This window comes from Brevundimonas sp. (assembly GCF_965227765.1).
Taxonomy (GTDB): domain Bacteria; phylum Pseudomonadota; class Alphaproteobacteria; order Caulobacterales; family Caulobacteraceae; genus Brevundimonas.
Genome location: NZ_OZ245778.1, coordinates 3,282,501 through 3,300,406 on the forward strand (window position 1 = coordinate 3,282,501; position 17,906 = coordinate 3,300,406).

General features: G+C 68.5%; 22 protein-coding genes and 1 other RNA gene (1 of these 23 only partly in view). 7 read left to right on the forward strand and 16 right to left on the reverse strand.

Annotated features, from left to right (window positions below; genetic code table 11):
• Both ACO05L_RS15720 and ACO05L_RS15725 read right to left on the reverse strand, forming a co-directional pair.
• Positions 1-340, reverse strand: the 5' end (the start) of a protein-coding gene (locus ACO05L_RS15720) for a TonB-dependent receptor family protein (protein ID WP_421730098.1). The gene continues 1,769 nt to the left of window position 1, outside the view; the window shows 340 of its 2,109 coding nt (coding positions 1-340); its start codon is at positions 338-340; its stop codon lies off the left edge, out of view.
• Positions 341-416: 76 nt separating this feature from the next.
• Positions 417-812 (reverse strand): DUF2946 family protein, encoded by a 396-nt coding sequence (locus ACO05L_RS15725; protein ID WP_421730099.1) that lies wholly within the window; start codon positions 810-812, stop codon positions 417-419.
• A gap of 186 nt (positions 813-998) precedes the next feature.
• Between ACO05L_RS15725 and ACO05L_RS15730 the strand changes: the two genes are divergently transcribed.
• Positions 999-1,514, forward strand: a complete 516-nt coding sequence (locus ACO05L_RS15730; protein WP_421730100.1) for an RcnB family protein — start codon at positions 999-1,001, stop codon at positions 1,512-1,514.
• Positions 1,515-1,569: 55 nt separating this feature from the next.
• Here ACO05L_RS15730 and ACO05L_RS15735 read toward each other — a convergent pair whose 3' ends face one another.
• The 6 genes from ACO05L_RS15735 to ACO05L_RS15760 all read right to left on the reverse strand — a co-directional run bounded on the left by ACO05L_RS15735 (position 1,570) and on the right by ACO05L_RS15760 (position 5,616).
• Positions 1,570-2,544, reverse strand: coding sequence for a TraB/GumN family protein (locus ACO05L_RS15735; RefSeq protein ID WP_421730101.1), 975 nt, complete (start codon positions 2,542-2,544; stop codon positions 1,570-1,572).
• A 62-nt stretch (positions 2,545-2,606) separates the two neighbouring features.
• Entirely contained in the window at positions 2,607-2,795 is a 189-nt protein-coding gene (locus tag ACO05L_RS15740; protein ID WP_421730102.1) for a helix-turn-helix transcriptional regulator, read from the reverse strand.
• A gap of 10 nt (positions 2,796-2,805) precedes the next feature.
• Entirely contained in the window at positions 2,806-3,273 is a 468-nt protein-coding gene (locus tag ACO05L_RS15745) for a hypothetical protein (RefSeq protein WP_421730103.1), read from the reverse strand.
• 92 nt (positions 3,274-3,365) lie between these two features.
• The gene (locus ACO05L_RS15750; RefSeq protein ID WP_421730104.1) at positions 3,366-4,598 is read right to left on the reverse strand and encodes a DNA recombination protein RmuC; all 1,233 of its coding nucleotides are present in this window, start codon (positions 4,596-4,598) and stop codon (positions 3,366-3,368) included.
• A gap of 49 nt (positions 4,599-4,647) precedes the next feature.
• Positions 4,648-5,274 (reverse strand): recombination mediator RecR, encoded by a 627-nt coding sequence (gene recR / locus ACO05L_RS15755; RefSeq protein ID WP_421730105.1) that lies wholly within the window; start codon positions 5,272-5,274, stop codon positions 4,648-4,650.
• 12 nt (positions 5,275-5,286) lie between these two features.
• Positions 5,287-5,616 carry a YbaB/EbfC family nucleoid-associated protein gene (locus ACO05L_RS15760; RefSeq protein ID WP_421730106.1) on the reverse strand — a complete coding sequence of 110 codons (330 nt, stop codon included), beginning with the start codon at positions 5,614-5,616 and terminating at the stop codon, positions 5,287-5,289.
• A gap of 169 nt (positions 5,617-5,785) precedes the next feature.
• Here ACO05L_RS15760 and ACO05L_RS15765 point away from each other — a divergent pair, with 169 nt between their 5' ends.
• On the forward strand, positions 5,786-6,397 hold the full coding sequence (locus ACO05L_RS15765) for a malonic semialdehyde reductase (RefSeq protein ID WP_421730107.1): 612 nt from the start codon (positions 5,786-5,788) through the stop codon (positions 6,395-6,397).
• 138 nt (positions 6,398-6,535) lie between these two features.
• Here ACO05L_RS15765 and ACO05L_RS15770 read toward each other — a convergent pair whose 3' ends face one another.
• From ACO05L_RS15770 to ffs, 3 genes are all read right to left on the reverse strand, one after another.
• Positions 6,536-8,377 carry a DNA polymerase III subunit gamma/tau gene (locus ACO05L_RS15770; RefSeq protein ID WP_421730108.1) on the reverse strand — a complete coding sequence of 614 codons (1,842 nt, stop codon included), beginning with the start codon at positions 8,375-8,377 and terminating at the stop codon, positions 6,536-6,538.
• Positions 8,378-8,471: 94 nt separating this feature from the next.
• A complete protein-coding gene (locus tag ACO05L_RS15775) occupies positions 8,472-8,867 on the reverse strand; it encodes a DUF3597 domain-containing protein (protein ID WP_421730109.1) in 396 nt (131 codons plus the stop codon).
• A gap of 259 nt (positions 8,868-9,126) precedes the next feature.
• An RNA gene (gene ffs, locus ACO05L_RS15780) (signal recognition particle sRNA small type) lies at positions 9,127-9,222 on the reverse strand.
• A 78-nt stretch (positions 9,223-9,300) separates the two neighbouring features.
• On the opposite strand from ffs, the gene nudC reads away from it, so the two are divergent.
• Positions 9,301-10,233 (forward strand): NAD(+) diphosphatase, encoded by a 933-nt coding sequence (gene nudC, locus ACO05L_RS15785; RefSeq protein WP_421730110.1) that lies wholly within the window; start codon positions 9,301-9,303, stop codon positions 10,231-10,233.
• 24 nt (positions 10,234-10,257) lie between these two features.
• On the opposite strand, the gene ACO05L_RS15790 is transcribed toward nudC, so the two are convergent.
• Both ACO05L_RS15790 and ACO05L_RS15795 read right to left on the reverse strand, forming a co-directional pair.
• The gene (locus tag ACO05L_RS15790; protein WP_421730111.1) at positions 10,258-10,890 is read right to left on the reverse strand and encodes an FkbM family methyltransferase; all 633 of its coding nucleotides are present in this window, start codon (positions 10,888-10,890) and stop codon (positions 10,258-10,260) included.
• Between the two features lie 205 nt (positions 10,891-11,095).
• Positions 11,096-11,818, reverse strand: coding sequence for a 3-deoxy-manno-octulosonate cytidylyltransferase (locus ACO05L_RS15795; RefSeq protein WP_421730112.1), 723 nt, complete (start codon positions 11,816-11,818; stop codon positions 11,096-11,098).
• 150 nt (positions 11,819-11,968) lie between these two features.
• On the opposite strand from ACO05L_RS15795, the gene ACO05L_RS15800 reads away from it, so the two are divergent.
• Positions 11,969-12,700, forward strand: a complete 732-nt coding sequence (locus ACO05L_RS15800) for a c-type cytochrome (RefSeq protein WP_421730113.1) — start codon at positions 11,969-11,971, stop codon at positions 12,698-12,700.
• 64 nt (positions 12,701-12,764) lie between these two features.
• On the opposite strand, the gene ACO05L_RS15805 is transcribed toward ACO05L_RS15800, so the two are convergent.
• The gene (locus tag ACO05L_RS15805; RefSeq protein WP_421730114.1) at positions 12,765-13,559 is read right to left on the reverse strand and encodes an NlpC/P60 family protein; all 795 of its coding nucleotides are present in this window, start codon (positions 13,557-13,559) and stop codon (positions 12,765-12,767) included.
• Between the two features lie 107 nt (positions 13,560-13,666).
• The gene (locus ACO05L_RS15810) at positions 13,667-15,070 is read right to left on the reverse strand and encodes a leucyl aminopeptidase family protein (protein ID WP_421730115.1); all 1,404 of its coding nucleotides are present in this window, start codon (positions 15,068-15,070) and stop codon (positions 13,667-13,669) included.
• An 85-nt stretch (positions 15,071-15,155) separates the two neighbouring features.
• On the opposite strand from ACO05L_RS15810, the gene ACO05L_RS15815 reads away from it, so the two are divergent.
• Positions 15,156-16,001: a hypothetical protein gene (locus ACO05L_RS15815; protein ID WP_421730116.1), complete on the forward strand. Its 846-nt coding sequence runs from the start codon at positions 15,156-15,158 to the stop codon at positions 15,999-16,001.
• A 94-nt stretch (positions 16,002-16,095) separates the two neighbouring features.
• Here the strand turns inward: ACO05L_RS15815 and ACO05L_RS15820 are convergent, their stop codons facing one another.
• Positions 16,096-16,737, reverse strand: coding sequence for a DUF4168 domain-containing protein (locus tag ACO05L_RS15820; RefSeq protein WP_421730117.1), 642 nt, complete (start codon positions 16,735-16,737; stop codon positions 16,096-16,098).
• A 289-nt stretch (positions 16,738-17,026) separates the two neighbouring features.
• Between ACO05L_RS15820 and ACO05L_RS15825 the strand changes: the two genes are divergently transcribed.
• Both ACO05L_RS15825 and yidD read left to right on the forward strand, forming a co-directional pair.
• The gene (locus ACO05L_RS15825; RefSeq protein ID WP_421730118.1) at positions 17,027-17,494 is read left to right on the forward strand and encodes an iron-sulfur cluster assembly scaffold protein; all 468 of its coding nucleotides are present in this window, start codon (positions 17,027-17,029) and stop codon (positions 17,492-17,494) included.
• A gap of 87 nt (positions 17,495-17,581) precedes the next feature.
• Positions 17,582-17,872 carry a membrane protein insertion efficiency factor YidD gene (yidD, locus tag ACO05L_RS15830; protein WP_421730119.1) on the forward strand — a complete coding sequence of 97 codons (291 nt, stop codon included), beginning with the start codon at positions 17,582-17,584 and terminating at the stop codon, positions 17,870-17,872.
• The last annotated feature ends 34 nt before the right edge of the window (positions 17,873-17,906 follow it).

Sequence of the window (17,906 nt, forward strand, 5' to 3'; positions counted from 1 at the left end):
TCGACAGGCGAACGTCGCCGCCCCACTTCTTCTGGGCATAGACGCCGGGCACGTCGCGCAGCACGTCGGCCAGGTTGGGCGCATAGCGGCTGGCGTAGGATTCGGCGGACACCACGGCCACGGCGCCGGGGGTGCGCGACAGCCGGGCGCGGGTGGCGGCGACCACGGGCGGGTCTTCGGGATTGCGAGCGGCGGTGACGATGATCTCGTCCAGCGCGGTCGCCTGTGTGGACGATTGGGCCAGCGCAGCGGACGGCGAACTGGCGGCGATCGCCGCGCCCCACAGCATGAGGGGCATAGTCAGCAGCGCACGCGGCGCCGCAGAGGTCTTGAGCAACATGAAGTCGGTATCCTGAACAGGGATGAGCCGGCGCGCGCGGGTCTGCGCGGCGCCGAAAAGCGTCGATCGGGGCTGTTCAGGCCTGGGGTGGAGCGGTGGACGGCGGACGCGGCGGGGCGCGAGCCGGCGGGACCGGCGGCGTCGGTGTGGCGACGAAGACCGAGGCCGGGCGGGTCGTGGCTCCCGCGATCTTGCGTGCGACCGGCGGCTCGGGCAGGTCGGCAACGACGGCCAGCAGACAAGCGGCGCATTTGGCCCCGCCCATCCCCTTGGTGTTGTCGCGGTGCGCGCCTTCGACGCCGACGGCGATGGTCTGCGGCCCTTCGGCCGAGCAGATGACCATCGGATGGCCGGGCGTGGACGCCGCCAGGGCCGCGAACGGCATGACGCTGCCGAATACGATAGCGAACGTCGCGGCCAGGAAGGCCAGCGAGCGCGCAATCGACCAATTGTCGGCCTGGGAACGGGTCACGCCAGCGGCTTAGGACCAATCCCCCCCGATGTGAAGCCGCGCCCCCTGCGCCATCCTGTCCGATCGGACAGACTTGGGACGGGGATACGTTCGCCAGGTGAACCGCGAATGCCGCTGGCCCTCAGGTTCCTCTCAGGCCCGCAGCCCTAGGTTTGGATCATGGCTCAAATCGAAAAGGAGATCGCCATGAACCGCAAGATGATCACCACGGCCCTGGCGGCTCTGACCGCCGTCGCCTCCATCGGCTCGGCCACCGCCGCCTCGGCCCAGTCCCGCGCCCCCGCTCCCGGTCACAACGCCGGCCACAACCAGGGCCATCAAAGCGCTCCTGCCCGGACGGCTCCTAATACGGCTCGCACGCCCGCCCGCGCCGCGCCCCCTCGCGCCACCCCCGCGCCGGTCCGGGTCCAGCCTCAGGCCCAGGCCCAGACCCAGACCTATGGTCGCTGGCAGCAGTCTCAGCGCCGCTACTCGGCCGCGCGCTATACGCCGCCGCGTGGTCAGCAGGCCCGGACATGGTCCTATGGCCAGCGCCTGCCCTCGCAGTACCGCAGCCGGTCCTATGTGGTCAGCAACTACGCCAGCTACGGCCTGCGCGCGCCGCCGCGGGGTCAGGAGTATGTCCGCACCGGCAACGACGTGGTCCTGACCGCCGTCGCTACCGGCCTGATCACCGCCGTCATCGCCGGTCTGTTCAACTGACCCCATGCAGACGAACGCGACGCCCCGAAGACATCTTCGGGGCGTCGAAGCGCGTCTAGTCCCGTTCGACGGTCACGCCGCGCGCTTGCAGCATGGACTGCACACTGTCCTCACCCGCCAGGTGGGCGGCGCCGATGGCGATGAAGGCCGTGCCCGACCCGGCCAGCAGGGTCTCGATCTGATCGGCGAACCCGACGTTGCGACGCACCAGGAGCGCGTCATAGATGGCTGGAGAGTCCGCCTTCATGTCCTGAACCACGACCCGGTCCAGGGTCGTCACGTCCCCCGTCGCCCAGGCCGTGACCATGGCGTCCAGCAGGCTGGCGGCCTGGTCGAAATCCTCCAGCGTCGAGCGCAGGAAGTCGAGCTGGACGTCGTCCGGCAGGGTCGCCAGGGTCGCCACCTGATGGTCGATGGTTTCGAAGCCGTGGATGGTCTTGCCGGCCTCCAGTGCGCGGGCCTTCAGCACCAGCTCCACGCCCGAGGCGGGATCGTAGCCGGCCTTGGTCAGAGGGGCGAGCGACAGGGCCACCGCCGCATACCAGGGCCGCAACGGATCCATCTGCGAGATATTGGAGCCCACGGCCCGCGCCGCCGCATCCAGTTGTCCCATCTCGGTCGCCGTCAACAGGCTGGACAGAGGCTGGTCCTGCGAGATCCCGTAACGCTGGATCAGGGGGATGATTGCGGCGGTGTCTTCGGGGTTGGAAATCTCGAACCAGAGATCGGGCGAGGCCGCCAGGGCCGCATCGATCCGGGGCGAGGCCCAGACCGTGCCGGGCTTCAGCACATGGACCGTGCCGAACAGATAGAGGGTCGAGTCCGCGTCGCGGATGATCCAAAGGGCGGGACCAGGCGCAGCGGCAGGTTCGGCGTCGGGCGCCTGAGCCACAGCCGCCTGAGGCGCCGCCTCGGCCATCGCGGGGAAGACTGCAAACCCGGAGCCGATCAGGGCCAGACTGATCGCCGTCCCCCGGATCAGCTGAGCGAGGCGGGTCTGGGCGCGAGAGACGACGGCATGGTGGATCATGGCGAAATCCTTTCAGCAGGAGCGTGCAAAGGGAAGCGAAAGTGCGAAACGGCGATGGCCGTCTATTCGGTGAAGATGGCTTCGATCGGCCGGTCGAAGATGCGGGCGATACGGAAGGCCAGCGGCAGGGACGGATCATACCGGCCCGTCTCCAGCGCATTGACGGTCTGGCGCGAGACGCCGAGTTGTTCGGCCAGTTGCGCCTGGCTCCAGTCGCGCTCGGCCCGCAGGACCTTGAGATGATTGTTCATCGGCCCGGCCCTAGCCCCGCGTCCGCGACAGCCACCACCAGGCCCAGACCACGCCGTAACCGATCAGCATCAGGGTCAGGATGCCGAAGGCGCCGGCGGCGGCGTAGGCGACGGGATCAGTGCGCCCAAGCACGGCGGGCAGATCGAGGGCGGCTGTCGCCGGCTGGACCGCCGAGATGACCAGCAGCACGCCGCCGACCGCCATTCCGGCGCTGCCGCCCCAGTACCAGGCCGATTTGTGCGCCTCTTGCGCCGCCTCATCGATGGATCGCATCCAGAGCGTGCCGATCGCCATGGCGCCCGCCATGACCACGACGGCGACGGCGCACAGCACCCAGAAGCTTGCGGCGCCGACATTGATCGCCGCCCCGGAGGCTTCGAGATAGCCGATCACGGCCCCGCCGATGAAGGTCACAGCCAACAGTCCCAGCACACCCATCATCGACCGACCGACAATCCGAGATTTGAAAGACGACATGGAAAGCCTCCTAGTCTTTATGACAAGGACGTTTTACTTTTCATGATCGCGGCGTGTCAACCACCCTTGTCATAGCGTCAGGGTCATGCCGCCTAGACGAGTTTGGCGGGCTCGTTGATCTGGGCGACCAGCTCGGGTCGGCTGAGGGTGCGCGGGGCGATTTCGATCGGCGTAAGCGCCGGCAGGTCCTTGCCTTCGTGATCGACCTGCAGGTCCTCGAACCGTCGGGCCTGGACCATGACCTGGCTTTCCAGCGAGCCGACGAACTGGTTGTAGCGCCCCACCGCTGCGTCCAGCGCCTTGCCCACCGAGGCGGCGTGCCCGCCCATCGAGGCCAGCCGCCTGTAGAGTTCCTTGCCGAGGCGGGCGATCTCGTCGGCGTTGCGCGACTGTTCCTCGGCCCGCCAGCCATAGGCGACCGCCTTGCAAAGAGCGAACAGGGTGGTGGGCGTGGCGATCAGCACCCGCGAGGCCATGGCCTGTGTGATCAGGTCGGGCTCATGATCCAGGGCGGCGGCCAGGAAGGATTCGCCCGGCACGAACATGACGACGACATCGGGGCTGGGCTTGAACTGGTCCTGATAGGCCTTGGCCGACAGCTGGCGGACGTGGGTCTTCATACTGGCGGCGGTGCGCATGGAGACCGAGCGGGCCTGGGCTTCGGCGTCGCCGTCCGCCTCGTCGCCGAATGCCAGGGGCACCTTGGCGTCGATCACGAACATGCCGCCGCCGGGCATGCGAACGATGAAGTCGGGACGCTGCTGGCGACCCGCGTCGTCGGCCGAGGATGTCTGTTCCTCGAAGTCGAACCGGCCGGCCATCCCTGCGGCCTCCAGCACATTGCGGCAGGTTTGCTCGCCCCAGCGTCCGCGCCGGCCGGTGTTGCCGCGCAGGGCCTCGGTCAGCTTGCGCGCCTCATCGCGCGTCGCGCTGGAGGCGGTCATCAGGGCGGCCAGCTGTTCCTTCAGCCCGCCGGTTTCCTCGGTGCGGCTCTTTTCCAGGGCCGAGACGTGTTCCTGGAACTTGGTCAACTGCTCGGACACGGGCTTCAGCTGAGCCTCGATCCGCTCACGGGCGAACCGGTCCTGGGCCTGGAAGGTGTCGGTGGCGCGCTGGACCATCTGATCGGCCACGGCCTGGGCCGACTGGGCGGCCTGGGCCTTCATCAGCTCGGCCATGGTGACCCGGCTGTCCTCGATCAGGGCGACCTTTTCGTGTGCCGAGGTCAGGGCCGACACGGCCTTCTGCCAGCCCATGAAGGCCCACAGGAAGGCGGCGCCCAGGAGGACGGCGACGGCGGCGAGGATCAGCACGAGCGTGTTCATGCTCCGTTCCTAGCCGGAGTCGGCGGCGTCGGAAAGACGGGTCCGAACCCTAGGCCGGGCGTCGCGCGCGAAGGGCCTGGACGATGGTGCCGTCGTCGAGCCAGTCCAGGTCGCCGCCGACCGGCACGCCGCGCGCTAGAGAGGTGACCTCCACCCCCGTCCCCGCCAGCCGTTCGGCCAGATAGTGTGCGGTGGTCTGGCCGTCGACGGTCGCCGGCAGGGCCAGAACGACCTCGCGCACCGCGCCGCCGTCGCCGCTCCCCTGGTTCCCCGCCCTGGCCCGGCCGACCAGTTCGGCGACGCGCAGGTCTTCGGGCCCGACGCCGTCCAACGCCGACAGCAGTCCGCCCATGACATGATACTTGCCGCGGAACGCGCCCGACCGCTCCATGGCCCACAGGGCGCCGGCCTCCTCGACCACGCAGATCAGGCCGTTGTCGCGGTGGGGGTCCGAGCAAATGGAACAGGGATCGCGGGTGTCAGGCGCAGCGCAGACCGAGCAGGACACGACCTTGCGCGCCGTCTCGTCCATGGCGGCGGCCAGGGGGATCAGCAGTTGCTCGCGCTTTTTCAGCAGTTGCAGGGCCGCGCGTCGAGCCGAGCGCGGACCCAGCCCCGGCAGCTTGGCCAGCAGGGCGATCAGTCGCTCGATCTCGGGTCCGGCTGCGGCGGCCAATTCGGGATCGGCCTAGAACAGCTTGGGCATGCCGGGGATGTTCATGCCCGCCATCGGCCCGGCCGCTTCGCGCATCAGGGCGCCGTTGATCTCGTCCAGTCGGCGCTTGGCGTCGGCGTGGGCGGCGACGATCAGGTCGGCCAGGATCTCACCCTCGCCGGGGACCAGAAGACTGTCGTCGATCCTGACCGAGGTCACCTCGCCGGGACCGCGCAGGGCGATGGTCACCAGACCGCCCCCCGAGCTTCCTTCGGCGGCCGTTTCGGCCATCTTGGCCTGGGCGTCCTGCAGCTTCTGCTGCATGGCCTGGGCCTGTTGCATCAAGGCGTTGAGATCTTTCATGCCCCCTAGATAAGCAATCGCGCGCCATCGCGACAGGGGTTGAATGACGAGGATGCTCGACACGACAGCGTGCCTGAGCTTATCGCATCCGGCGCCCGCCCCTTGCATCGGCCGGCCAAGCCTCTATTTAGCAACTGACGCTGTTGCCATTCATCCCGGATAGTCTTCCATGGCCTATGATTCCTCGACCCGCGACGTCGCACTGAACGACACCGCCCTTGCTCAGCTATTCACCGAAGCCCGCACGCGCAACGACTTCAGCGACCGGCCGGTGTCCGAAGGCCTGATCCGCAAACTGTACGACCTGACCAAATTCGGCCCGACTGCGGCCAATACGACACCCGCGCGCTTCCTGTTCATCACCTCGCCCGAGGCCAAGGCCCGGCTGTCGCCCCACATGTCCGAGGGCAACCGCGAGAAGACCCTGAGCGCCCCGGTCAATGTCATCATCTGCCATGACATCGAATTCCACGAGCAGATGCCGATCCTGTTCCCGCACAATCCCGACGCCAAGAACTGGTTCGGCGACCTGGAAGGCCGCAAGGCCTCGTCGGGCCTGAACGGCTCGCTGCAGGCCGGCTATTTCATGATCGCAGCCCGCGCCCTGGGCCTCGACGTCGGCCCGATGATCGGTTTCGACGCCGCCGGGGTGAAGGCCGAGTTCCTGGCCGACACCACCTGGGAGCCGTCCTTCGTCATCAACCTGGGCTATGGCACCGACGAGAAGATGTTCCCGCGCTTCCCGCGCCTGGACTTCGACACCGCCGCAAAGATCGTCTGACCTTAATCCTCCCCCATCGGGGGAGGTGTCGCGGCGCGCTTGCGCCGTGACGGAGGGGGCCGAACGCACGCATCGTGTCTGGAGCCAGCCCCCTCCACCCCTTCGGGGTCCCCCTCCCCCGATGGGGGAGGAATGCTTTTAATCCTCGTCCTCGACCTCGTCGGGGATGGCGGGCATTTCGACGGTCGGGGCCAGGGTCTTGATCTCGGCGATCTTGGCGCCCGGGAAGGCCGCCATCACCGCAGCGACAAAGGGATCGGCCTCGACCTGGGCCCGTTCCTCGGCCCGGCCTCGACGTTCGACCTCGATCAGGGTCTCGCCCCCGCCCTGGCCGTTGGCGGCGATCAGCCAGGTACGGCCGGTCCATTCGCGCAGCCGTGACGCCAGCCGGCGGGCCAGGTCGATCGGCGCGCCCTCGCCGCTTTCATAGACGATGGCGCCGGGCTTGAACGACACGGGCTTCACATAGCGCTGCACGTCCATCTGCAGGCTGATCTCGCGCTTCTGGCCGATCAGGGCGACGGTGGCCTCAAAGGTCTGGGGATCGGGCAGGGCCGGAGGCGCCGCCGGTCGCGGAGCCAGCTGGGCCGAGGCTCCGCCGCCACCTCCACCGCCGCCGCCTCTGGGTGCGCCCGCGCCGCCCGGCAGGTCGCCGTTCTGCAAGGCCTTCAGCGCCTCTTCCGGTCCCGGCAGGTCGGCGGCGTAGGCCAGGCGCACGATGGCCATCTCGACCGCATCGGCCGGGCTGGGCGCGCGCCTCACCTCGTCCAGCGCCTTCAGCAGCATCTGCCAGGTGCGCGACAGGGTCCCGGCCGAGATCGCCGCCCCCATGGCCGCCAGCTTCTGGGCCTGGTCATTGGGCAGGCGGGTCGCGTTCGGCCCCAGCATCTTGGCGACCGAGGCCGCGTGGCAATGCTCCAGCAGGTCGTTGGTGACCTGGATCGGATCGGCGCCATAGCCGTAAAGCGTGCGGAAGGTCTTCAGCGCCTCGGGCGTGCGTCCGCCCATCACCTGTTCGAACAGGGCGATGGTCTGGCTGCGGTCGGCCAGTCCCAGCATGTCGCGCACGACCTCGGTCTTGACGGTCTCGCCGCGCTCGCCCTGGACCAGGGCCTGGTCCAGCAGGGACAGTCCGTCGCGAACCGAGCCCTCGGCGGCGCGGGCGATCAGGGCCAGGGCGTCGTCCTCGACCTTCATCCCCTCCTTGCCGGCGATGCGCGACAGATGCTCGACCAGCACCTCGGGCTCGACACGGCGCAGGTCGAAGCGCTGGCAGCGCGACAGGATGGTCACCGGCACCTTGCGGATCTCGGTCGTGGCGAAGATGAATTTGGCGTGGGGCGGAGGCTCTTCCAGCGTCTTCAGTAGGGCATTGAAGGCCTGGTTCGACAGCATGTGCACTTCGTCGAGTACATAGACCTTGTAGCGCGCCTCGACCGGGCCATAGCGGACGCTGTCGAGGATATCGCGAATGTCGCTGACGCCGGTATGGCTGGCGGCGTCCATCTCCATGACGTCCATATGCTGGCCGGCCATGATGGCCGCGTCGTGCACGCCGTGGGCGGTCAGTTCCAGCGAGGGCCGGTCGATCACGTCGGTCTGGTTGTTCAGGGCGCGGGCCAGAAGGCGGGCCGTGGTCGTCTTGCCGACGCCCCGCACCCCGGTCAACATAAAGGCGTGGGCGATCCGGCCGGTGGCGAAGGCGTTGGTCAGAGTTCGGACCATGGCCTCCTGGCCGATCAGGTCCTCGAAGGTGCGCGGCCGATATTTGCGGGCCAGGACGGTATAGGCCTCGCCGTCCCCCTCGACAGGCGCAGGCTCGGACACGGCGACGGGCGCGCGAACAGGCTGCGGCGCGACCTGGACCTGTTCCGTGGGCGCAGCGGCAGGCGCACCGAACATGTCGTCGGTGTTCTCATCCCGCTCGGGGAGGTCTTCCTCCCACGGAGGCCCATCCAGATTCGGGTCGACGTCGCTCATGACACGGTCTTACCGCGAGGAAGGCCGCCGACGCCATTCCCATCCTGCCGCCCGCCCGCGAAAGCGGGGACGAGCGGCAGGACAGGGGTCGAACCTACATATCGCGCGGCAGTTGCCCGCCATTGTCGGCGATCTTCAGCATGACCTGCTTGTGCAGCCAGATGTTCATCGTGGCGCTGTCGGACTTGTCGCCCGTATAGCCCAGCTCGTCGGCCAGTTCCTTGCGCTCGGCCAGCGAGCTTTCCAGACCCACCAGCTTCATCAGGTCGACGATGGAGGTGCGCCAGTTCAGCTTCTGGTCCCGCACGCTGTTCTTGAAGTCCAGGATGCCGGCGACATCGACCGGCTCGGGCTGGGGGGCGGTGGCCGAGGCGGAGGTCACGGGCGTCGGAGCCGCCGGGGCCGCTTGTGCGGAAGCGGGCGCGGGCGTGGGCGCGTCGTCCTTCTTGCGATTGAAGACGCCGCCGAGAATCTTGCCGAGGATGTTCATGTCCGCTCCTGTCGCTGGAGCCCCATCAGCGGTTCGGGCGCAAAGGAGTTCCCGCCAAGCTGGCGCACAGCGAGCTTGGCCGCGCCCAAACCTCTCGCGCTCAAGCAGAGAGGCGCCGCGAGCCGAGCGTTAGCGCCCCAAAACAAGCATGCGCTCAAGCAGCAAGCGACCGCGTCGCGAGCGTTAGCACCCTAAAAAAGGCCACGCTCAAGCAGCGAGGCTCCGCGAGCCGAGCGTTAGCGTCCCAAAAACAGCAGGAGAGTGGAGACCGACACGACCCAAAGGGAATTTCGTTGTGGCTGCTGCCTTCCGGCCCTGACCAGATTGGCGAAGCCTTCGCCCGCACCGATCTCCGAGGCCTATATCGCGGCTCCGTGCGCCGAGATCAAGACCACCCCTCCCCGAGCGCTGCATGAAGGGCTAGATACGGGCCATGCCCCTTCCCGCCCTGAACACCTTCGCCGGCAATCCGCTGGACCGCGCTGGCGACCAGAGGAACGATCCCGACTGGCTGGCCGAACAGGCGGCCAACCCCGACGCCCTGGCCATGGTGCTGTGGGAAGGCCGGCCCTTGCTGGAGGAAGGCCCCGACGGCCCGCGCCTGGCCTGGCTGTCGATGACCCACGCCCGCGACATCGTGCGCGACCGCGAGCTGTTCCTGGGTCTGTGGAAGTCGGCGCCTGTCTTCGCCATCGAGTTCGAAGGCGCCATCGACCCGCAGGACGGCCCTGTGCGGGGTCTGGGCCGGTTCACCGAGATGCGTGAGGCCGCCGCCATCCTGTCAGGGCCCGAGGCGGCGATGGCGGGGACGGCCAAGTCCCTGTTCGACTGGCGACGGCGTCACGGCTTCTGCGCCGCCTGCGGCCAGATGAGCGACAATGCCTGTGGCGGCTGGAAGCGGGTTTGCCCGGCCTGCAAGACCGAGCATTTCCCCCGCGTCGATCCGGTCACCATCATGCTGCCGATCTACAAAGGCGGGCCAGAGCCCCTCTGTCTGCTGGGGCGTCAGGCGGCCTGGCCGGCGGGGCAGATGTCGGCCCTGGCGGGTTTCCTCGAGCCCGGCGAGACCATCGAGGAGGCCTGCGCTCGCGAGATCAAGGAGGAGAGCGGCCTGACGGTGACGGCGGTGCGCTATCACTCCAGCCAGCCCTGGCCCTTCCCGTCCCAGCTGATGATCGGGCTGATCGCCGAGGTGTCCGACGACCAGGCCGCCCCTGACGAGACCGAGCTTGAGGCCGTCGCCTGGCTGACGCGGGGCGAGGCCGCCGACGTGCTGGCCGGACGGCACCCGACCATCAAGGCCCCGCCCCCCTTCGCCATCGCCCACACCCTGCTGAAGGCCTGGGTGGACGGGTTCGAGGCCTAAAAGACCGCGGCCAAAGACCCAACTCTAGGCAAGGATGAACCCGTATTCAGCGCCCAGATCGCTGATCCAGAAGTTGCTGTATCCCGCGTCTTTCAGGCGCTGGACGATTTTGAGCGTCTCCTCGCGCCGCTTCTGCTGAAAGTGGTGAAACTCAACCAGAATACAGCGCGGACGCAGGCCGCTTTCGATCATCTGATCGAGGACGGCATATTCAAACCCCTCGATGTCCATCTTCAGAAGGTCGATCGAGAGGTGACCACGATCCGCCATGAGGGTCGCCACAGTCCGGGTCTGCAAATGATCGACGTCCTCTGCCTGAGAGGCCGTGACCGAGTAGGATGCGTTGTTAGACTTGATGAATGCATGACGGCCGTCTGTCGTCCCGAGCGCCACCTGCTGAAACCGAAACTCTGGCGGCAAGGCCAGGGTCGCCAAATAGTCCCGGACTTCGTCGCCGGGATCAAAGGCATGAACGACGCAGCCCCAGCGCCTTATGAGCTCAAGGTCAAAAGTCACATCGAAGCCCACGCCCGCGCTGTAGACGATCGCGTCGGGAGACAGCTTGAAGTCCTTGGGCAGGTCCCAGGATCCATAGTTGTGAGGCCCGCCATCACCTCCGACGGTCATCGTCGGCAGAGGTGAGCTGGCGTCCTGCACGCGCCAGCCCCTGTAGCGGTTGACCATCCGATAAGCGGTCGGAGATGATCGGATCAGCTTTCGCACTAAGGATTTCACGGCAACCCCCCAAAGGCCTTAGCAAAGGGACTACCATATATAACGTCGTTCTTCTACAGCTTGGCATTGTGCCGCAGGAACGGCTCGCGTCGCATCATATCGATGCAAGCCGCAGGAGGGAAAAGAGCTAGGCCGCCGCCCTGGCCGCTGCGAGGTCATCCGGATTATCCACCGACAGGGGCGCCTCGGCGATCACGGCGGCCCAGATCGCCAGTCCCATCTCCAGCGCCCGCAGCTGTTCCAGCTTCTCGCGCTTCTCGAGCGGCGACGGCGGGGCGGCGCAGAAGCGCAGCAGGGCCTCGCGTCGATAGCCGTAGATGCCGATGTGACGCCACACGGGCGCGTCGCCGTACAGGGTCGAGCGGGTGAAATAGAGGGCCTTGCCGTGACGCTCGCCGGCTTCCAGCGCCAGCACCGCCTTGACCACGTCTGGATTGGTGCGGTCCGAGGCGTCGGCTTCGGGCGCGACCAGGGTGGCGATGTCGCAGGACGGCTCGCCATGCAGCAGGGCGGCGCAGGCCGTGGCCAGACCCGGATCGGCGAAGGGCATGTCGCCCTGAAGATTGATCACCGCGTCATATTGACCGTCGGGGTCGATGGCCTCCAGCGCGGCGCGGATGCGGTCCGAACCCGAGGGCAGGTCGGGATCGGTCAGGATGGCCTGGCCGCCGATATCGACGATGGCGTCGACGATGGCCTGATCGCCCGCCGCCACCACGACGGGCAGGCCTGAGTTCAGGGCGCTTTCATAGGCGCGCACGATCATCGGCTTGCCGCCGATCTCGGCCAGGGGCTTGTCCGGCAGCCGGGTCGCCGCCATGCGAGCGGGTATCATTATCAGCGGGTTCATCGTCGGATATCGCCTTTGCTGGTCCCGACCGGCCAAACTGGGGTTCGGCCCGGTTGCGAAGGCGGCGCTAGCGTGTCAGAGACGCCCACGCAAGAATTCGCTCTCCGTCGTTCGCTATGGAGGGCCCAGCTACGGGATGCGACGACGCGTATGAGCGGCGATCTGAAGTGGAACAAGATTTTCGGCGCGGGTCTGGGAACGGCCTTCGTCATCCTGGTTGTCCAGCAGGTTTCGGGGGCGGTCTACAAGACCCACGAACCTGAGAAGATGGGCTATTTCGTCAACGCGCCCGAAGAGGCAGCTGGCGGAGCCGAAGAAGCGGTCCTGCCGCCTGACTGGGGCACGGTCCTGCCGGCCGCCGATCTGGCTGCGGGCGAGGCCGCCTTCGCGCGCTGCAAGGCCTGCCACACGGTCAATCAGGGCGGCGCCGACGGCATCGGCCCGAACCTGTTCGGCGTCGTGGGCGGTCCGGTCATGCACCGCGCAGGCTTCGCCTATTCGGACGCGATGAAGGCCCACAAGGCCGAGGTGCCGACCTGGGGCTATGACGAGCTGGATCACTTCATCACGGCTCCGGCGCGCTACATCGCCGGCACCAAGATGTCGTTCGCCGGCCTGCGCGACACCCCGACCCGGATCAACCTGATCGCCTATCTGCGCTCGCAGGGCTCGGGCGGCTTCGCCATCCCCGCTTCGGACCCGACGCGCCAGCCCGGCGCTGCGCCCGCCGAAGGTGACGCCGCTGCGGCTGAGGCTCCGGCCGAAGGCGCCGCCGCCGCCGATGCGACCGCCCCCGGCGCCGCTCCGGCCGATCCCGCAACGACCCAGGCCGCGCCTGCCGCTCCGCCGGCCGCCACCAGCCCGGCCCCGGCGAACCACTAAGGTCTCAGGCCTTTTGAAGATGAGGAAAGGCGGCCTTCGGGTCGCCTTTCTGCGTTTTGGGATGTCAGCCGATCCGGCGAAAGACTGGCGCGCGGAAGCCGTCGGCGGCGTATCGCGCCTCGGCCTCGGCCAGGTCCTCGATGACGACCCCGCCATGATGGCCGGTCGCATGGATCACCCGGTCGGCGTCCAGGGCCAGGGCCGAGTGTCCGGTCCACTCATGACCGGGCTCTGCAAGCCAGACGAGGATGTCGCCGCGCCGCAGGTCCGACCGCTCCACGGCATGGCCCAGTTCGGCCTGCTGGTCGGAATGGCGCGGACCGGCCAGGCCGCAGGCGTAGAGAGCCTGTTGCACCAGGCCCGAACAGTCGGTGGCGATGGAGGATCGCGCGCCCAGCCGGTGCGGCGTGCCCAGCAGGCGCTCGGCGACCGCCACGGGGTCGGTCTCGAACATCCCGATCGGCTGCAGGTCCTCGGCGGGGACGCCGCAATAGATGTGATGCACCAGGGCGTTCAGCGGCAGGGCGGCGCCCGTCGCGGCGACCCGGTGCGTGGCCAGGGGCGCGTCGCGGCCCAGGGCGGATGTCGCCACCCAGCCCACGCTGCCGTCCCTGCGCGCCCGGCCCCAGGCGAAACCGCCCTGCTGGTCCAGCACGTCGAAGGCCTCGCCGAAGATCAGTTGGTCGATGCGCTGAGCCGTCTTGTCGGCGTCTGCGAAGACGTCGGCCACCGCCACCCGGCAGTGGGTCGGCTCGACCGCCCGGAACGCCGCCGCCCGCACAAGTCCTTCCAGCGCCTGCTCGGCCAGGTCGGGCCGGGCGAGCGTGGTTCGCTCATCAAGGGCTGCGAAAGGGGTCAAACGGCGGCTCGTGTGATCGGGGCGCTTTTGTCCCACATGATCCTGAGAGTCCCGTTAACAAGAGTCCTTTCTGCGCTACCGGCCTTCGGCCTACTTGAGCGCGGGCGCTACCGGCCTTCGGCTGATTTGGGCGCGGGATAGCGGGCGCGCAGCATCTGATAGCAGGCGCGGATGGCCTGGGCCTCGCCGCCCTCGGGCCAGCCGGGGCGGTTGCGCGGGTTCCAGGCGAAGATGTCCATGTGGGCCCAGGTCCCGGTCTCGGGCGCGAACTTCTGCAGGAACAGCGCCGCCGTCACCGACCCGGCCTGGGCCCAACCGGCGGAATCATTCCTGACATCGGCGATCTCGCTGTCGAGGGCGGCGGCGTATCCATGCCACAGCGGCATCCGCCACAGGGGATCGCGCACCACCGACGCAGCCGCCAGCAGGTCGCCCGCCAACGCCTCGTCGTCGGTATAAAGCGGCGGCAGTTCCGGCCCCAGGGCGATCCGCGCCGCCCCGGTCAGGGTGGCGAAATCAAGCGTCACATCCGGCGAATGCTCGCTCGCCCGCGTCAGGATGTCGGCCAGGATCAGCCGCCCCTCGGCGTCCGTATTGCCGATCTCTATGGTCAGCCCCTTGCGGCTGGACAGGATGTCGCCGGGCCGGAAGGCGTCGGCCGACACGGCGTTCTCGACCGCCGCGACCAGCACCACCAGCCGCACCGCCAGCCCGGCCTGCATGACCAGCCGCCCCAGGGCCAGGGCATGGGCCGATCCGCCCATGTCCTTTTTCATGTTGCGCATCCCGGCCGCCGACTTGATGTCCAGCCCGCCGGTGTCGAACACCACTCCCTTGCCGACCAGGGCGACCAGAGGCAGGTCGGTGCGGTCCAGGTTCCAGCCGATCTCGATCACCCGCGGCGCCCTCGCCGGCGTCGCCGCCCGACCGACGGCGTGGACGGCGGGGTAGTTGTTTTCCAGCAGGGCCTCGCCGGTCGTGACGGCGAGGCTTGCGCCCGCCGTTTCGGCGATCTCGCGGGCGATGGTCTCGATCTGCAAAGGCCCCATGTCGGCGGCGGGGGTGTCGACCATCTCGCGGGCCAGGGCGCAGGCCGACGCGATCCGCAGCGTCTCCTCCAGATCCAGGCCTTGGGGCGCCACGAGCCGCACCGCGCCCCGATCCGGGCGCGCCTTGTAACGGTCGAAGCGGTAGGTCCCCAGCAGGAAGGCCAGGGCCGCCAGTTGCGCCTGCTCCGCCTCGCCCTCCAGCCGATAGGTCCCTGCGGGCAGCTTGGCCGACAGCCCCCGCGCCGACCACGGATCGAAGCGCTCGCCCGTCCCGACCAGGACCGAATCGAGCCCGCCCTCGCCGTTCGGCACGACCAGCATCTGGCCCGGCTTGCCCTTGAAGCCATTGGCGCTCGCCCAGGATGCGGCGCGCCCGTCCAGAGCCGTCTTGGGTCCGACGAACCGCACCGGGATCGCATCGGCGTCGGCGGGGGTCAGAAGGTCGGGGCTGACGACGGACATGGCGGGCTCCAGGCTGTGGATATTAACCAATGCTTGACGCCGAAAGCGGATTCTACAGCCTGTAAATTCCGCATCGGAACGCACCATGTCGCGCACAGCCGTCGCCGCCGCAATCTTCATCTCGACCCTGACGATGGGTGGAGCCGCCTTCGCCGCCGATCCGGTCACGGCCCCCGCGCCTGCCGCAACGGCGCCCGCGCCCCGCCTGCCCGCCACCGCTGCGGAGCGCGCGGCCTATGATCGCTCGGACGCCCTGGCCCGGTCGGTCTTCTGGTCGCGCGAGAACGAGACCAATCCGGCCGACCCTGTCGCTGGCGTGAAACTGGCCCAGGCCCTGCGCGAGATGGGGCAGTTCCCCCAGGCCATAGCCGTCGCCCAGCAGGTCCTGGTGATCCAGCCCGCCAATGTCGAAGCCATGCTGGAACTGGGCAAGACCCAAATCGCCCGCGGCCAGGGCTTCTATGGCATCGCCCCCCTGGAACAGGCCAAGGCCGCCGCGCCGCGCGACTGGCGCCCCCTGTCGCTGCTGGGCGTGGCCTATCAGCAGGTGCGAAGAGGCGAGGACGCCCGCGCCGCCTGGGCCGAGGGGCTGAGACTGTCGGCCGACAATCCCGAGATCCTGACCAACGCCGCCGTGGCCCTGATCGCCGACGGCAATGCGCCCGCCGCCGAGACCCTGTTGCGTCGCGCCGTGGCCCAGCCGGGCGCAACCCTGAAGATGCGCCAGAACCTGGCTCTCAGCCTTGGACTTCAGGGCAAGACCGCCGAGGCCGAACAGATCATCCGCCGCGACCTGCCGCCCGAACTGGCCGAGCGCAATCTGGCCTGGCTGAACCAGCGCACCGCGCCGGGCGCGGTCTCCACGGCTTCGGCGCCGGAACAGGCCCCCTCGTCCAGCGCCCGCACCTGGAACTCGCTCCAGGGCGGCTGACGCGCAGCCTGCCCGATACCAAAAAGGCCGGCACGAAAAAGGGCGGGCCCGGTCACCCGGCCCCACCCTCTTCTCATTTGAACCGAAAGTGGGTTCAGACGCCGCGACGGGCGTCGGCCAGGGCCACGCGCGCCTGCAGGTTGGCGTCCTGCGACACCGCCGTGGCGATGGCGTTGAAGCGTTCCACGGCCAGGCCGGAACCTTCGACGGTCGCCGCCATCTCGGCCTGTTGCTCAGCCGTGGGCGTCGCGCCGGCGGCGGGGGCGATCTGTCGCATCTTGACCATGGCGGCCGAGAACTGATCCAGCTCGGCGTCGGTCACGCTGGCGGCCTCGGCGCTGGGGGCCGGGGCGTTGATCACGGCCAGGCGCGCCTGAAGCACCGGGTCCGAAGAGACCGAGCCGCTGATGCCGTTGAACTGTTCGACCGTCAGGCCCGAACCCTCGATCGCGGCGGCCATCTCGGCCTGCTGCTCGGCGGTGGGCGTGCCGCCCTGAACGGCGGCGGAGACTTCACGGACCTTGACCATGGCGGTGTTGAACGAGGTCAGTTGCGCGTCGCTATAGGCGTCGGCGGGCGCGGCCATCGTGGCGGCTGCGGCGGCGGCCGGGGCGGCTTCGGCTTCGACGGTCGCTTCGACAGCGGCGTCTTGCGTATCGGCGTCCTGGGCGAAGGCGGGAAGGGCGACGGACGCCAGGGCGAGGGTCGAGACAGCGGCGATCAGATTAAGGCGCATGGAAGCTCCGGTTGATGACGCCCCGCATGTCCAGGGAGGCGGACACGTCTTGTGGGGCTGGGGAACACACAGGGTTCGGGGGCAAAATGGTCATGATAAGGCAATGGTTGCGTTCATTGTGGAAACAATATTGCGCGTGCGCCTCCGCATACCGTTCTAAGGCGGATAGATCTCGACGTTGCTGGGCGCGCCAGCGCCGCACCCGCAGCTAATCTGTGCGCTCAGATAACTATGCTATGAAATCGGTCGGCGGCTTTCCGAGCGGAGGGCGAGCCCCTATCTTCGCGCCATGATCGACGACCTCTACAGCGTCCGCATCCTGTCCCTGGCGGCCAACCTGCCGCACAGCGGGCGGCTGGCCGTGCCGGAAGGCACCGGCGAGCGCGTGGCCAAGCTGTGCGGCTCCAAGGCCATCGTCGATGTCGTTCTGGACGCCGAGGGACGGGTCAGCGACTTCGCCCAGGACGTAAAGGCCTGCGCCCTGGGCCAGGCCGCCGCCGGCGTGGTCGGCCAGAGCGTCATCGGCGCCTCCATCGACGAAATCACCGAGGCGCGCGACGCCATGCGGACCATGCTCAAGTCGGGCGGCGAAGGTCCCGAGGGCCGGTTCGAGGGCCTGCGCGCCCTCAAACTGGTCGCCGACTACCCGGCCCGCCACGCCTCCACCATGGTCGGCATCGAAGCGACGCTGGACGCCGTGACCCAGGCCGCCGTGACCCAGGCCGCCGCGCGAACTCGGTTGGCCGGCGCGGCCTGACCGACGCCGGCCCTTACAGCCCCCCTTCCAACCCCAGGCGGCCTTGCGCTTGCCCGTCCGCCCTGCGCGGGGGATAAGCGGCGCGAAATGCCCAGCCCGGAAGCCCAGAGCGGCGGACCCCACCCGACGCCCAGCCTGTACGAACGCGGCGTCCGCGCGGCCCATCGGGGCTACAAGCTGACCCTGTCGCCCTTCTTCGGCCAGTCCTGCCGCTTCCTGCCCACCTGTTCCGACTATGGCCGCGACGCCCTGTTGCAGCACGGTCCGGTCCGGGGCGGATGGCTGACCGTGCGCCGCCTGTGCAAATGCCACCCGTTCGGCGGTTCAGGGTATGATCCTGTCCCGCCTCCTCCCCGTCCCTCGCCTAGCGACACATGATCCGCAAATCGGGTATGAACCCGGTTCCGCCCCT

What these genes read in the sequence shown, in the direction of transcription:
- ACO05L_RS15810 (WP_421730115.1), bottom strand. Translation starts at nt 15,070, where the DNA reads ATGTCCGTCGTCAGCCCCGACCTTCTGACCCCCGCCGACGCCGATGCG.
- ACO05L_RS15760 (WP_421730106.1), bottom strand. Translation starts at nt 5,616, where the DNA reads ATGAAAGATCTCAACGCCTTGATGCAACAGGCCCAGGCCATGCAGCAG.
- ACO05L_RS15825 (WP_421730118.1), top strand. Translation starts at nt 17,027, where the DNA reads ATGATCGACGACCTCTACAGCGTCCGCATCCTGTCCCTGGCGGCCAAC.
- ACO05L_RS15775 (WP_421730109.1), bottom strand. Translation starts at nt 8,867, where the DNA reads ATGAACATCCTCGGCAAGATTCTCGGCGGCGTCTTCAATCGCAAGAAG.
- yidD (WP_421730119.1), top strand. Translation starts at nt 17,582, where the DNA reads ATGCCCAGCCCGGAAGCCCAGAGCGGCGGACCCCACCCGACGCCCAGC.
- ACO05L_RS15770 (WP_421730108.1), bottom strand. Translation starts at nt 8,377, where the DNA reads ATGAGCGACGTCGACCCGAATCTGGATGGGCCTCCGTGGGAGGAAGAC.
- ACO05L_RS15730 (WP_421730100.1), top strand. Translation starts at nt 999, where the DNA reads ATGAACCGCAAGATGATCACCACGGCCCTGGCGGCTCTGACCGCCGTC.
- ACO05L_RS15765 (WP_421730107.1), top strand. Translation starts at nt 5,786, where the DNA reads ATGGCCTATGATTCCTCGACCCGCGACGTCGCACTGAACGACACCGCC.
- ACO05L_RS15795 (WP_421730112.1), bottom strand. Translation starts at nt 11,818, where the DNA reads ATGAACCCGCTGATAATGATACCCGCTCGCATGGCGGCGACCCGGCTG.
- nudC (WP_421730110.1), top strand. Translation starts at nt 9,301, where the DNA reads ATGCCCCTTCCCGCCCTGAACACCTTCGCCGGCAATCCGCTGGACCGC.
- ACO05L_RS15745 (WP_421730103.1), bottom strand. Translation starts at nt 3,273, where the DNA reads ATGTCGTCTTTCAAATCTCGGATTGTCGGTCGGTCGATGATGGGTGTG.
- ACO05L_RS15800 (WP_421730113.1), top strand. Translation starts at nt 11,969, where the DNA reads ATGAGCGGCGATCTGAAGTGGAACAAGATTTTCGGCGCGGGTCTGGGA.
- ACO05L_RS15740 (WP_421730102.1), bottom strand. Translation starts at nt 2,795, where the DNA reads ATGAACAATCATCTCAAGGTCCTGCGGGCCGAGCGCGACTGGAGCCAG.
- ACO05L_RS15815 (WP_421730116.1), top strand. Translation starts at nt 15,156, where the DNA reads ATGTCGCGCACAGCCGTCGCCGCCGCAATCTTCATCTCGACCCTGACG.
- ACO05L_RS15750 (WP_421730104.1), bottom strand. Translation starts at nt 4,598, where the DNA reads ATGAACACGCTCGTGCTGATCCTCGCCGCCGTCGCCGTCCTCCTGGGC.
- ACO05L_RS15820 (WP_421730117.1), bottom strand. Translation starts at nt 16,737, where the DNA reads ATGCGCCTTAATCTGATCGCCGCTGTCTCGACCCTCGCCCTGGCGTCC.
- ACO05L_RS15735 (WP_421730101.1), bottom strand. Translation starts at nt 2,544, where the DNA reads ATGATCCACCATGCCGTCGTCTCTCGCGCCCAGACCCGCCTCGCTCAG.